The 14061-nt window shown below is 58.1% G+C and carries 10 protein-coding genes; 6 read left to right on the top strand and 4 right to left on the bottom strand.

What is annotated here, in order from left to right:
* The first annotated feature begins 109 nt into the window (after nucleotides 1-109).
* Entirely contained in the window at nucleotides 110-1282 is a 1173-nt protein-coding gene (dprA, locus tag J7413_RS08380; protein WP_209097617.1) for a DNA-processing protein DprA, read from the top strand.
* Nucleotides 1283-1459: 177 nt separating this feature from the next.
* Nucleotides 1460-4063 (top strand): type I DNA topoisomerase, encoded by a 2604-nt coding sequence (topA, locus tag J7413_RS08385; RefSeq protein WP_209097618.1) that lies wholly within the window; start codon nucleotides 1460-1462, stop codon nucleotides 4061-4063.
* Between the two features lie 100 nt (nucleotides 4064-4163).
* Here topA and J7413_RS08390 read toward each other — a convergent pair whose 3' ends face one another.
* The gene (locus J7413_RS08390; RefSeq protein ID WP_209097619.1) at nucleotides 4164-4625 is read right to left on the bottom strand and encodes an NUDIX domain-containing protein; all 462 of its coding nucleotides are present in this window, start codon (nucleotides 4623-4625) and stop codon (nucleotides 4164-4166) included.
* Between the two features lie 246 nt (nucleotides 4626-4871).
* Between J7413_RS08390 and J7413_RS08395 the strand changes: the two genes are divergently transcribed.
* A complete protein-coding gene (locus J7413_RS08395; protein ID WP_209097620.1) occupies nucleotides 4872-5594 on the top strand; it encodes a CoA transferase subunit A in 723 nt (240 codons plus the stop codon).
* Between the two features lies 1 nt (nucleotide 5595).
* A complete protein-coding gene (locus J7413_RS08400) occupies nucleotides 5596-6225 on the top strand; it encodes a CoA transferase subunit B (protein ID WP_209097621.1) in 630 nt (209 codons plus the stop codon).
* A 335-nt stretch (nucleotides 6226-6560) separates the two neighbouring features.
* Here J7413_RS08400 and J7413_RS08405 read toward each other — a convergent pair whose 3' ends face one another.
* From J7413_RS08405 to J7413_RS08415, 3 genes are all read right to left on the bottom strand, one after another.
* The gene (locus J7413_RS08405) at nucleotides 6561-9323 is read right to left on the bottom strand and encodes an ATP-binding protein (RefSeq protein WP_209097622.1); all 2763 of its coding nucleotides are present in this window, start codon (nucleotides 9321-9323) and stop codon (nucleotides 6561-6563) included.
* A 3-nt stretch (nucleotides 9324-9326) separates the two neighbouring features.
* Nucleotides 9327-10541: an ABC transporter substrate-binding protein gene (locus J7413_RS08410; RefSeq protein WP_209097623.1), complete on the bottom strand. Its 1215-nt coding sequence runs from the start codon at nucleotides 10539-10541 to the stop codon at nucleotides 9327-9329.
* A gap of 79 nt (nucleotides 10542-10620) precedes the next feature.
* The gene (locus tag J7413_RS08415) at nucleotides 10621-11526 is read right to left on the bottom strand and encodes a LysR family transcriptional regulator (protein ID WP_209097624.1); all 906 of its coding nucleotides are present in this window, start codon (nucleotides 11524-11526) and stop codon (nucleotides 10621-10623) included.
* A gap of 284 nt (nucleotides 11527-11810) precedes the next feature.
* On the opposite strand from J7413_RS08415, the gene J7413_RS08420 reads away from it, so the two are divergent.
* Nucleotides 11811-12887: an extracellular solute-binding protein gene (locus J7413_RS08420; protein ID WP_209097625.1), complete on the top strand. Its 1077-nt coding sequence runs from the start codon at nucleotides 11811-11813 to the stop codon at nucleotides 12885-12887.
* A gap of 65 nt (nucleotides 12888-12952) precedes the next feature.
* Nucleotides 12953-14059, top strand: a complete 1107-nt coding sequence (locus J7413_RS08425) for an ABC transporter ATP-binding protein (protein ID WP_209097626.1) — start codon at nucleotides 12953-12955, stop codon at nucleotides 14057-14059.
* Nucleotides 14060-14061: the final 2 nt, after the last annotated feature.

The raw sequence follows: 14061 nt of genomic DNA on the forward strand, positions 1-14061 counted from the left end.
GGCAATCACTCGGAAAAATTTTAGCAGAAACTGCGATTTTCTTTCCTTGGTTTACGCCCTGTTAACCACTGTCGCCATAATTATTCCTTGCAAGCAGGCGGAGTTGCGGATGACCGAAGATCGAATTTCTTCCACTCACCCCCAAATCCCACCCACCACGGAGGAAGCGCGATTACTGCGGCTTCGCCTCTTGCGATCCCGACGCGTCGGGGCCATCACCTACCACAGATTGATAGCAGAACACGGCTCAGCGGAGGCTGCGCTTGACGCCTTGCCCGGTATTGCCCGAGCGGCGGGGGTGGCACGCTACACTGCCAAGTCCCGCGAAGATGCAGAACGTGAACTGAATGACGGCCGTGCCACAGGAGCGCGGCCGATCTTTTTTGGGGAGCCGGATTACCCCGCGCTGCTGGCAGAAATCCCAGATGCGCCGCCCATGCTTTGGGCTCAGGGCAAAACCGAGCTGCTTCAAAAACCTGCCGTCGCCGTGATTGGGGCGCGCAACGCCTCCTCCCTTGGTCTGCGCATGGCGACCCGCCTTGCCAAAGAATTGGGGGACGCGGGCTACATCATCGTATCCGGCCTTGCACGCGGCATAGACGCCGCCGCCCATCAGGCCGCCCTCAGCACCGGCACGATTGCAGTTTACGCGGGTGGGCTTGCACGCCCCTACCCCGCCCAGAACCTCTCCCTTGCGACAGAGATTGGCACGCACGGCATCTGCGTGTCAGAGCAGCCCCCCGCTATGGAGCCACGCGCGCGCCATTTTCCAGCTCGAAATCGCATCATTTCCGGCCTTGTGCGCGCCGTTATCGTGGTAGAGGCCGCCTCGAAATCCGGCAGCCTTCTGACCGCGCGCATTGCACTGGATCAGGGGCGCGACGTGCTTGCCGTCCCTGGCCACCCGTTTGATGCCCGCGCCGCAGGGGCCAATATCCTCATCCGGGACGGTGCCACACTCATTCGCGGCGCAGATGACGTTCTCGAAGTGTTCAGCACACTACCGATGCAGCCCCCCATGCGCCCCGCACGCAACACCCCTCAGAAGACAGAACAACCCACTATCCCCGCCGATCCCGCACCAAAACCTGCACGCAATCTGCGCGACACAGCCGCGCTGCATGCCGAAATCCTTGGGCGCCTCGGCCCCTCCCCGCTCAGCGAAGATCAACTCGTGCGGGATCTGTCGCTGCCCCCACAAGTCTTAACCCCAGCACTGCTGGACCTTGAGGTCAGCGGCAAAATCAATCGTCTTTCCGGCGGCTTGCTCTCCAAAAACTGACATCGAAGCCAAATCAAGCAACCCGACGGCCAAACGTCCTCGCCCCGCGCGCGCCCAACAAAAGCGCAGCGCATTCACCCAAAAATGACGATAAAAACCACCATGGATTGACAATCCCCCCTTTCGCCCCACATTTTTCGCCGCCATAAGGCTCGCGCCGAGTCGAGAGGAAATTTCATGCCAGTAGTCGTCGTAGAATCCCCAGCCAAAGCCAAAACAATCAATAAATACTTAGGCTCAGACTACACAGTTCTGGCGTCCTACGGCCACGTACGCGACCTCCCAGCCAAAGATGGATCGGTCGACACTGACAACGAGTTTGACATGACATGGGAAGTCGGCACCGACAGCCGCAAACATGTCAAAGCGATTGCGGATGCGCTGAAAGAAGACAACGCGCTCATTCTCGCAACCGACCCCGATCGCGAAGGAGAGGCGATCAGCTGGCACCTTGAGGAAGCCCTGCGCAAACGCCGCGCCATCAAGAAAGACACGCCCGTGTCCCGCGTGGTGTTCAACGCGATCACCAAAACCGCCGTGACCGAGGCCATGCAGAACCCACGTCAGGTGGATCAGCCGCTGGTGGATGCCTATCTCGCCCGCCGCGCGCTCGACTATCTTGTGGGGTTCAACCTGTCTCCGGTGCTCTGGCGCAAACTGCCCGGCGCGCGCTCTGCAGGCCGTGTGCAATCTGTGTGCCTGCGCCTCATCGTTGAGCGCGAGATGGAGATCGAGGCCTTCAACGCCCGCGAATACTGGTCCGTGAAAGCCCTGCTCGCCACCCCGCGCGGCAAAGAGTTTGAGGCTCGCCTCACCGTTCTGGGCGGCGAGAAGCTCGACAAATACGCGCTGGAAAACAGCACCGCCGCCGAACTGGCCGTGCAGGCGATCCAGTCCCGCGATCTTTCTGTGGCGCGCGTGGAGGCCAAGCCCGCCTCCCGCAATCCATCTGCGCCCTTCATGACCTCCACGCTGCAGCAGGAGGCCAGCCGCAAATTCTCCATGGGCGCGCGCCAGTGCATGAGCGCCGCCCAGCGCCTCTATGAGGCCGGCTACATCACCTATATGCGGACCGACGGCATCGACATGGCACCTGAGGCCGTGGCCGCAGCGCGTGACGCAATCCAGACGCTTTATGGCGATGACTACGTGCCCGCCGAGCCGCGCATCTACAAAAACAAAGCCAAAAACGCGCAAGAAGCGCACGAATGTATCCGCCCGACGGATATGATGCGCAAACCCGATGACCTCAAAGTCACCGACGCCGATCAGCGCAAGCTTTACGATCTGATCTGGAAGCGCACACTGGCCTGCCAGATGGCTGGCGCCCGTATGGAACGCACCACGGTCGATATCGCCTCTGACGATCAACAGGTCGAGCTGCGCGCCACCGGTCAGGTGGTGTTGTTTGACGGCTTCATGCGTGTCTATGAGGAAGGCCGCGACGATCAGGTTGTCGATGATGATGACAAGCGCCTGCCCCAGATCATGCAGGGCGAAAAGGCCGACAAACGCACCGTGACGCCCGAGCAGCATTTCACCCAGCCACCGCCCCGTTATACCGAGGCGACGCTGGTGAAAAAGATGGAAGAGCTCGGCATCGGCCGCCCTTCCACCTACGCCTCCGTGATCACCACCATTCAGGATCGCGAATACGTCCGCAAAGACAAAAACCGCCTCTTCCCAGAGGATAAGGGCCGCATCGTCACGATCTTCCTGCTGAACTTCTTCCGCACCTATGTCGGCTATGAGTTCACCGCGAACCTCGAAGAAGAGCTCGATGACGTCTCCGCAGGCAACCGCGACTACAAAAACGTGCTCGCACGCTTCTGGAAAGATTTTTCGGCCGCCATCGGCGAAACCAGCGAGCTGCGCATCTCTGAGGTGCTCGACGTGCTCGATGACGCGCTGGCCCCACAGCTCTATCCGCCCCGCGAAGACGGCTCCGATCCGCGCGTCTGCCCGAAATGCGGCAACGGCCAGCTGCACCTCAAAAGTTCCCGCACCGGCGGCTTTGTCGGCTGCGGCAACTACCCCGAATGCACCTACACCCGCCCGATTGCGGGCGAAGGCGCAGACGGTGATGAGCGTGTGCTCGGCGAAGACGCAGGGGATGAAATCTGGCTCAAGGCCGGTCGCTTTGGCCCCTACGTGCAACGTGGTGAGCCCACGCCTGAAAACAAAAAGCCGCCACGTGCCTCCCTGCCCCGCGGCTGGAACAAGGACGATATGGACCTCGCCAAGGCCCTGACGCTCCTGTCCCTGCCACGCGAAATCGGCATGCACCCCGAAGGCGGCATGATCACCTCCAACTTTGGCCGTTTCGGCCCTTACGTGATGCACCAGCTGCCCGATGACGCAAAGCCGGTCTACGCCAACCTCAAAGACCCCAACGATGTCTTTGAAATCGGCATGAACCACGCGGTCGAGCTGCTGACTGAAAAGCGCAACAACCCGGGCCGTCGCGGCGGTGGCGCAGCCGCCAAACCCCTGCGCGAGCTGGGTGAACACCCCGATGACGGCGGCGCGGTCAACATCATGGACGGCCGCTACGGCGCTTATGTGAAATGGGAAAAAGTCAACGCCACCATCCCCAAAGAGGTGGAAGTGGCCGACGTGACCATGGAGCAAGCGGTGCAATGGATCGCCGAAAAGGCTGCAAAGAAAAAGCCCACGCGCAAGAAAGCGGCCCCCAAGAAAACCGCTGCGAAAAAGAAAGCGCCCGCCAAGAAAACAGCGGCCAAGAAAACCACAACCAAAAAGGCGGCGGACACAGAATAAGCTGCCACCGTCAAAAGAAAGGCCCCCACGCGGGGCCTTTTGTTTTTGAGGTCTGCCCCGCAAAGCCGGTCACCCGTTTTGGGTCGGGCACGCCCGGGTGTTAGACCTCTATCCGCAGGTGCGCACTCGGAGGCCGCTTCACAAACTCTTCCTCCACAGCCTGCAACACCCGCCGCTGCCCCCCAAAAGAAACCATTTCCCGCGCCGCATCAAAACTTTCCCAGCAACAGGCGCTGTGCTCGTGGTTCAAAACAACCTGCGCCTCCGGGTCAATCACCGCCACAAACACCGGTGCAATCATCAACGCATCCTGCTTGGGCTCATAGAACTGCTCACAAATGTCGCCGGAATAAAGCGCGCGTGGCACCAGCCCGGTTTCCTCACACAACTCTCTGAGCGCCGCTTGCCACGCGGTTTCCCCCGCCTCAATCCGCCCCGCGACCTGACACCAGCTGTGCGCAGGGTAGGAATTACGTTTCAATAACAAGACCTCTGCCCCGCCCGCCGTGGTCCTGATCGCCAACAGCGAGACAAAATCGGTGCAAATGGGGATGTTTGGCATGGCTCATATATCCTCGTGGCGCGGCCTTCTCAGTGAACACCGCCACCGCCCATTTACCAACAGCTGATGTCCCCCCATCCAAACGTCATTCTGCCGCAAAATCTCCGGAGAGCGCGAGGAGCTGGGCCCTCGTCCCGTCCCGCAAACAGCCCCCGTAGTAATACGCCTTTGCCCCAGCGGTCGTTGACTCCCATGTGACGCGCCGTCACAACTTTGCACAATTTCCGACCCTAGGGAGAGAGACCTATGAAAAAGGTATATGCCAATGCCGCAGACGCGCTTGAGGGCGTGCTGTCTGACGGCATGTTCATCGCCTCAGGCGGCTTTGGCCTCTGCGGCATTCCGGAGCTGCTGCTCAACGCCATCAAAGACAGCGGCGTCAAAGATCTGACCTTTGCCTCCAACAACGCAGGCGTTGATGATTTTGGCATCGGCATCCTGCTGCAGACCAAGCAGGTCAAGAAAATGATCAGCTCCTATGTGGGCGAAAACGCCGAATTCATGCGCCAATATCTCTCCGGCGAGCTGGAGCTGGAATTCAACCCACAAGGCACGCTCGCGGAACGTATGCGCGCTGGTGGTGCGGGCATTCCGGGTTTCTTCACCAAAACCGGCGTCGGCACCGTGATTGCCGAGGGCAAGTTTGAAAAACAGTTCCCCACCGGCCCGGATGGCGCGATGGAAGACTACATCATGGAAGAGGGCATCTTTGCCGATCTGGCCATTGTGAAGGCTTGGAAAGCCGATGAAACCGGCAACCTGGTGTTCCGCAAAACCGCCCGCAACTTCAACGCGCCTGCCGCCACCTGCGGCAAGATCTGCATCGCTGAGGTTGAGGAAATCGTGCCCACCGGATCGCTGGATCCAGACGCGATCCACCTGCCCGGCATCTACGTGCACCGCATCATTGCTGGCGCGCATGAAAACCGTATCGAACAGCGCACAACGCGCCCGCGCGAGGAGGCATAAAATGGCTTGGGATCGCAATCAAATGGCGGCACGCGCCGCACAGGAACTGCAGGACGGCTGGTATGTGAACCTCGGCATCGGCATCCCGACGCTGGTGTCCAACTACATCCCCGAAGGTGTTGAAGTCACGCTGCAGTCTGAAAACGGCATGCTCGGTATGGGCCCCTTCCCCTATGAGGGCGAGGAAGATGCCGATCTGATCAACGCCGGCAAACAGACCATCACCGAGCTGCCGCAAACCGCCTATTTTGACAGCGCGCAGAGCTTTGCGATGATCCGAGGCGGTAAAATCGCCATGGCCATCCTCGGCGCGATGGAAGTGGCGGAAAACGGCGATTTGGCGAACTGGATGATCCCCGGCAAGCTGGTGAAAGGCATGGGCGGCGCGATGGATCTGGTGGCCGGTGTCGGCCGCGTGGTGGTTGTGATGGATCACGCCAACAAACACGGCCAGTCCAAAGTGCTGAAAGAATGCACTCTGCCGCTGACCGGCAAAGGCGTGGTCGACCGCATCATCACCAATCTCGGCGTGCTCGATGTGGTCGAAGGAGGCCTAAAATTGGTGGAACTGGCGGAGGGCGTATCCGAGGAAGAGTTCCGAGCCGCAACCGAGGCCACTTTGGTCAACTGAGCAAAATGCAAAACTGTTCAGGCACCCCATACAGGTGCCTGACGCCCCCCCGATCAGAGTGCCTCTGCGGCGTGTACACAACAGCCGCTTTCAGCCTAAAAACAAACTGCCTCCACTCTGCAACAAATTATGTCTGAATTTTTTCACGCTTACGGACCTTGCTGTCCGTTAGGCCCAGCGGTCTTAGAGCGCCTATGCGCACAGGTATGGGCACAGCCGCCGCGCACCAAACGTCTCCGCACGCGCCCCATGCGCAGCGCTTAACCAACGCCATTTGCGTCCACAGCGTGCACAATATATGCGGCGTGCGTCAAACCTGTCGCAATGTCGGTCTGTCAGCTGCCAAATTTGGCCACACCTTCACTGTCCTGCAAAGGCGTGCTGGCATCGCTGTGCTTGGAAAACTCCCACAGTAGATCTAGCAAGTCTTCTTTTTTGAAGGGTTTGGACAGAACCGCATCCATATTGCTCGCCAGATAGGTTTCGCGATCTTCACGACTGGCATTGGCAGTCAGCGCAATGATCGGCGTGGCCGGCAAGCCATGCAGCAATTCGAAATCGCGAATCCGTTGCGTCGCTTCCAAACCGCCCATCACAGGCATCGAAATGTCCATCAGCACCGCAGAAAACCCGCGATCCCTCTGAAAGGCCTCCACCGCTTCCTTGCCATTCACACAGAACACAATCTCAACAGGCTCTTTCTTAAACAGTTTTTCCAAAACCAGGCGATTGACCCGATTGTCATCTGCCGCAAGCAGCCGAAGTTCGGGCAGACCAGAAGGCCCGGAAACCGCACTTACGTCTGCCTCAGGCTCAGGGCACAGGCGGTCCACCAATGTGGAATTGGTCATCAGCGGATTGAGCCAAGGGTGGTGCCCGCTCCCTGCGTCGACCGAACCGATGTCAAAAACCGGACAGTCCCCATTATCCACCGCAGCGCACGCTCCCCCAAAGACAAGCAGTGCATCGAGGTCAGACTGTGGCGGCACTGCGTCCGGCGACGTGAAAACGGCCACCTCTGCGCCAAGATAGGCCAAGCGTTCGGCCCAATACTGCGCCGCTTTCAAGTGTGAGACATCATTCTCAGTTACGAACACTGCGCATCGTTTTCCGGAAAGACTGTGGACAGGCGCCTGAGCGCAGTGGGCCGTGCTCAGCGGCAAGGTTATCGAAAATGTTGTGCCTTCCCCTAAAGTGGACGTCACTCCAATTTCGCCGTCCATCACATCCACCAGCCCCTTGGTGATCGCCAAACCAAGCCCGCTGCCATCGAATGTACGCGTTGCAGAATTGTCCACTTGCTTGAAAGCTTCAAAAACCCGGTCAATTTTATCGGCGGCGATGCCGACCCCGCTGTCGGCCACATGCAGGGTGAAACGCTCCGATGTTTCCGTGTCCGTGCGCGCAAGAGTGACACGTACATGCCCGCGCAGCGTGAATTTATTGGCGTTCCCCACAACATTCAGCAAAATCTGTCGCAGCCGTTTCGCATCAGACCAGATCACGCGTGGCATGTCCGCGCCAACCGCAACCTCAAAAGCCACCTCCGGCTTTTCCAACCCCTGCTTTACAAGCCCCACGACCTCATAAACCAGATCGTCTATGAAAACGGGTTCGGTCGATGTCTCAAACTGATTGGCCTCAAGTTTGGAAAAATCCAGAATGTCATTGATGATCCCCACCAGAGCCAGCCCAGAGGAGCGGATCACATCCACAGTTTCGCGCGCCTCCGCGGTTAAATCTTCTGACAGAAGCACTTCAGACATGCCAATGATGCCATTCATCGGCGTTCTGATCTCATGGCTCATATTCGCGAGGAACCGGCTCTTGGTTCTGTTGGCCTCCTCCGCAGCATGCACCGCGCGATTGAGCTTGGCTTCGTGCTCTTTCTGGCGCGTGGTGTCTCTTTCAACCGCGATCATACGCAGCAGCTGCCCCTGTTCATCCAGCACCGGATTGATGGCGATATCCACCCAATAGGGCCGTCCGTCTTTGGCATAGTTCACCAATTCAACAGACACCGGATTCCCAAGGTCAAGATTACGGGACATATCGGCAATCGCCGCAGGGTCAGACTCTGGCCCTTGCAGAAAATCACCAGGCGCGCGCCCAAAAACCTCTGCCAATGTGTACCCAGTCAAACGTTCAAAGGCAGGATTCACCCAAGTGATCCGCCGATGTTTGTCGGTGATCACCACCGCGTCGTTGGAACGGATGGCAACCTCTGATAACTCGCGCTGTTTTTCTTCCAGAATTTCCATCTCACGCTTGGCGTGTTGCAGCGCCTGCACCGGGCGCACCAGCAAGCGATGACCGAGAAATGACATGGCAGGAGCCGTCAGCAGCAAGATCCCAAAAATGGCCCAAGTCAGTGAGCGCAACAAATCGTGACGCGTCAGATCCAAAGCCTGCGCATCCCATTGCACATGCAGAAAGAAGCCCACGTCTTGCAAAGCACTGGCAAACCGCCATTGCCCCGGTTGCTCTCCCGAGGTTGGTAAGATCCTGAGTTCTGTTGCTTTTGGGGGCATAATCTGTGCCGGCAAAGCCCAAGCTGCATCAACAGCAACAATCACGCCTTCCACCGCGCCATTGGCCAACACAGGCGTCGCCACCAAAAGCGCAGGCTGATTGTTCAGATAGGCGACATCAAAAAGCCTGCGCTCTTGCAAAACCACGCGCTCAGCCAACGCAGCCGCCCGGTCTGTGAGGCGCGTCGTCAGCGCGCCTGTGTCATCCAGCCGATAAATTTCTTCGGGAAAGAAATCAAAAACCACAACACCATCCAGAGGTTTCACCTCAAAATAGCTGCGAAAGATCGCCTCCGTGAAACTATCGCCTGTTGCATCGCCTAAAACCCTGTTCACGATTGCCGGTTGTGCCGCCAGAAACGACAGGCTCAAGCCAAGTTGATCCATTTGAGTGTTCAACCGCTCTGCCAGCGCATCCCCTTCTGCCCGCGCAAACTCTTGCTGGGAGGTCAGCGTCTGTTCAGAGACTGACAGGCGCACCACCGCGCTGGTGAATGCGCCCGAGGCCAGCGATCCCAGCACAACAAATATGTTGAACACCAATGTGTAGCGAAAGGAACGGCCCATGGCTCAGAAACTGTCGGCTCGGGCCGTCACAATCCGATCGTCAGCATCAAAGCGCGCCATACAGAAATCGCCAACATCGAGCGCCTCATGGGCGTCCGGATTGTCTGGCGCATAGGGAGAAAAGGGCAAGGAATAGCTGCGCAACAGCCCTGAGATGGGCCCCTCAATCTGAGTCATCGCCGCCACAAACATTGCCCGCTGCGAGGCAATATCTACGCTTGGATCAACCTGCCTCAGCGCCTCAATCAGCAAAAGCCCCAGATCAAAACCATGGAAGAACCCCGCTGGGGCGCGCAAGTAACCTTCTGCATCAAAATCCTCCTGATAGGTGCGCGCCACAGTTTCCAGCCGCTCCGAGGTCAATGCGTCGCCCGTATCAAAATCAAAACATGGCTGGATAAAGGTCAGCGCCAGCTCATCGCGCACCTGCGTCGGGACTTGCGTCTCAAAATTGCCGCCTGTGATGCCCCAGTGGCTGTACATGTGCAGCGCCACCTGTGTCTCATTGAGCGCTGCGAAAATCGTGGCAGCATCTGCCGAATTGCCGACATAGATTGCACAATCACTGCCTGCCATATCCAAATCACGCGCCAAAGACACCGCATCCGCCATGCTCAGATTTCCCGAAAAATACCGCACAGTATATGCCTCAAATCCAAGCTTTTGCATTTCAGCTACCATGGTTTTTTCGTTGGATTCCCCCCACCCGGACCGCCACAGTACAAGGCTGACATTTTGACACTGATCGGTCTCTACGGCTTGAGGCACAATGATTTTTGCGGCTTTGGAGTCATCCAGTGACAGCCGGAAAATGCTGTTCCGCTCGGTCTCTGATCGCGTCAGTGGTGCGGCCGCAGACCAGGGCAAAACCAACGGGATGCCATTTTCATTGACATAGTCTTTTGCGCGCAAATAGGGCGGCGAATGCAGCCCCCCCACCACGGCGATCGCCTCCGGGTCGGTCAAAAACTGTTGCAAATGGCGTTGGGAACGGCGCGCATTGGCGCGGTGATCAAGCACCACAAACTCAACGGCCCGCCCGTCAATCACATGGCCGACCTCATCAAATGCCGCGCGCATCCCCACCTCGATGGCCCGCGCAGAGGCATAATTGGAGGTGCGATCCGCATCCAGATAAAGTTTAACAGACTCCGCTGAGGCCGGCCCAGACAGGGCACCTATCAGCGCGCACAACAGCGCAAAAACACGTAAAACCATAACAACACCGAAACAAAACAAGCACTCTCAACATGAACAGAGTAAGAACAAAACCTTAACAAAGCCTCTAGACTTGCGGTCAAACGGCAAAGGGTTGCAGGCTCTTTTCGAAATTAGCCAAAAACTCCAACGTCAAAACCGAAGTCGATTTGTGGTTCGGCCAGATCAACGACAACCGATGTGTCAAATTGCCGGTATAAGGCCGATAAGAGACCCCGCGCCCGACATATTCGTGCGCATCCAGCTCACTCAAGACAGAGACGCACACGCCCTTGGCCGCCAATTCGCAAGCACAGGTGAACTGACGCGTTTCAATGAAGCTGTCCATGGCGACATCTTCGCGTTCCAACGATTCGCGCAAGCGCAGATAAAACTCACTGCCAATGCGATCATGGGCAATCCGCTCCCCTGCCAAATCACTGGGGGTGACCACATCCAGCGCCTCAAGCCGGTGCCCTTCAGGGAATACACAGACACAGCGGATCGGGATGGTTTTGCTGTTGAGCGCATGGTGTGGGCGAAACGTATCGGTGATGCCACAGTCATACTGCTCGCCAATCACCCAATCCAGGATGCGCTCAGGGCGGTCAGGCTCAATTGTCACCGTTACATTTGGGCGGGCGTCCAGAAAATCTGCAACCACGGTTGGCAGATGGCTGGTTGAAAACCCGGGCAGACACGCGATTTTCAAATGGCCGCTGGTGCCACCCTGAATGTTGTGACGCAAGTTCCTGATCTGCTCCATCGAGCTGAAAATACGCTCGATTTCCGGCAGCAGATACTGTGCCTCACGCGTCAAAACCATGCGGCGACCAGAGCGCACAAACAAAGGGTATCCAAGCTCCTTTGCCAGATCCGACAGCAGGCGGCTCACCGCAGGTTGTGAAATGTTCATGGCCTTGGCGGTCAGGCTGATCGTACCGCTTTCCCCCAACAGGCCAAGGGCCTGAAGCTGTCGAATGCGCAATGGCTCTATGGCGGTCATGAAGATGCTGTCCCTTGGTCGCTCTCGCAAGATCTTTTAGTATAATGACATACTATATGTAACAGTAATAATAATGTTGAATTATAGATGCGACTGCGGCACCCTCTGCGCTGTCCGGTCAGGTGGCGATTCACTCACACCTGGGGAAGAGGAAGGGGAGTGCACCGCGTACAGATGAACCGTCGGCCTGGAGCGTCAGGGCGCAATCTGATCAGCGCCTGAAACAATCCAGCTTGATGATTTGCACTGGGGCACGCCTCACCAGCAACACAGGGAAAAACACGATGTTTGCAAATTTTGAAAAGCTCGGCGTCGCGGCTGTCACCGCAACCGCCATTTATGCGCTGCCTATGGCTGCTGGCGCCGACACACTGCGCCTGCTGACGTGGGGCGGCTACGCGCCTGAAGAGGTCATCGCGAAGTTTGAGGCAGAAACCGGCCACACTGTTGAGGTAACCACCTCCAACAACGAAGAGATGATTGCAAAACTGCGCGCCACCAACGGCGGCGGCTTTGATCTGGCACAGCCCAGCCAAGACCGCATCACCAGCGCGCAGGAAGAGTTTGGCATCTACAAGCCAATCGACATGTCCCGCATCAAATCAGAGCTGTTCATCCCGTCCATGCTCGCCGCAACCGCGGAAAACTCCACCTTTGACGGCGAAGTCTACGGTCTGCCACATGTCTGGGGCACGAGCGGCTTGGTTGTGAACACCGCCAAAGCGGGTGACGTCACCGACTACACCGATCTGTGCGAGGCCTCCGTGTCTGGCAAAGTGTCCTACCGTCTGAAGCGCCCAACCCTGATCGGCTTTGCCTACTCCATGGGCCTTGACCCATTTGCAGCCTACGATGACGCAGACGCCTATCAAGAGATCCTCGATCAGGTCGAAGCAAAGCTGATCGACTGTAAGCCAAACGTCAAAACCTATTGGGGTGGCGGTGATGAAATCAAACAACTGCTGCGCTCTGGCGAAGTCATCGCCTCCATGGCGTGGGACACCGGCGGATGGCAGCTGAACGCCGATGATGCGGACATCACCTTTGTCGCCCCAGAAGCCGGTGCGCTTGGCTGGATCGACACCTTTGTTCTGCCCGCACGTGGCCGCGCCGATGATGCCGCCTATGACTGGATCAACTTTGTGATGCGCCCTGACATCGCTTCCATGATCACCAACACCGCAGGCAACTTCACCGCCGCTGTAGATGGCGATGCCGGTGTGAATGCCGATCTGAAAGCACGCTATCAGGGCAGCTTTGATCAGGCGGCGATTGACAACATCAAATGGTACCCACCGGTGCCAGCAGGTCTGGAAGCACTGGAAGGTGCCACTCTGGATCGCGTGAACGCAGCGAAATAAACCACTCTAAACCATTGCAAAGGGTGCCCCTCGTGGGCGCCCTTTCACCAATTTTGAGGCCCCCAGTGACCAACAGCACCCCCGATCTCTCCTGCAGCAATCTGGTGAAAGACTTCACCGATTTCCGCGCCGTCGACGGCATCAGCTTTGACGTGCCCAAAGGATCGTTTTTCTCCATCCTTGGCCCCTCCGGCTGCGGCAAGACCACGCTGCTGCGCATGATTGCAGGCTTTCAGTCCCCAACCAGCGGCGATCTGCGGATAAAAGGCACCTCCATGATTGGCGTGCCGCCCAACAAACGCCCCGTCTCCATGGTGTTTCAGCACCTCGCGCTGTTCCCAACCATGAACATTGGCGACAATGTCGGCTTTGGCCTGCGCCAGCGCGGTGTGGGCAAAAAAGAGATTGGCAAACGGGTGGATGAAGCTCTGGAACGCGTCGGCCTGCCCGGTGTGGCCAAGCGCCGTGTGGATCAGCTCTCCGGCGGTCAGCGCCAGCGCGTGGCCATCGCCCGTTGCATGGTACTTGAGCCCGATGTGCTTCTGCTGGATGAACCGCTCGGCGCGCTGGATCTCAAACTGCGTGAACATATGAAGGTGGAGCTCAAGGCGCTTCAGGCCGCCTTTGACACCACCTTCGTCTACATCACCCACGACCAATCCGAAGCCTTGGTGATGAGCGACAACATCGCCGTGATGAACAAAGGCCGCTTTGAGCAGGTGGGCACGCCTCATGAGGTTTACCACGCCCCTCAAACCGCCTTTGTTGCGGGCTTCGTCGGCGATACCAACAAGCTGTCCGCAAAAGTCACCGCAACCAACGGCGCCATGCTCTCGCTCGTGACCGATGCAGGCAGCGAAGTGCAGGTGTCTGCCCCCAACGCGGGCCTCGCTGTTGGTCAAAAAGCGCAAATCTTCCTGCGCCCCGAAGCGATTGACCTTTTGCCGATCGGCACCGCGCAACAGCCCGGCAGCAACGCCTCCGAAGGTGTGGTGGAAACCGTGCTCTTTAATGGCGCCAACAGCTCTGTCACCGTGCGCGACGCCGCTGGCGGCCTGATCAGCGCAGCCCTGCCCCAGACCGGCGCGCTCGCGAACCTGAAAAAAGGCGACCGGCTGATCACACGCTGGAGCGCCGAACAGGCCCGCTGTTATGCAGCGCAGGAGCAGTAAGC

This window comes from Shimia sp. R10_1, assembly GCF_017744095.1.
GTDB lineage: Bacteria > Pseudomonadota > Alphaproteobacteria > Rhodobacterales > Rhodobacteraceae > Shimia.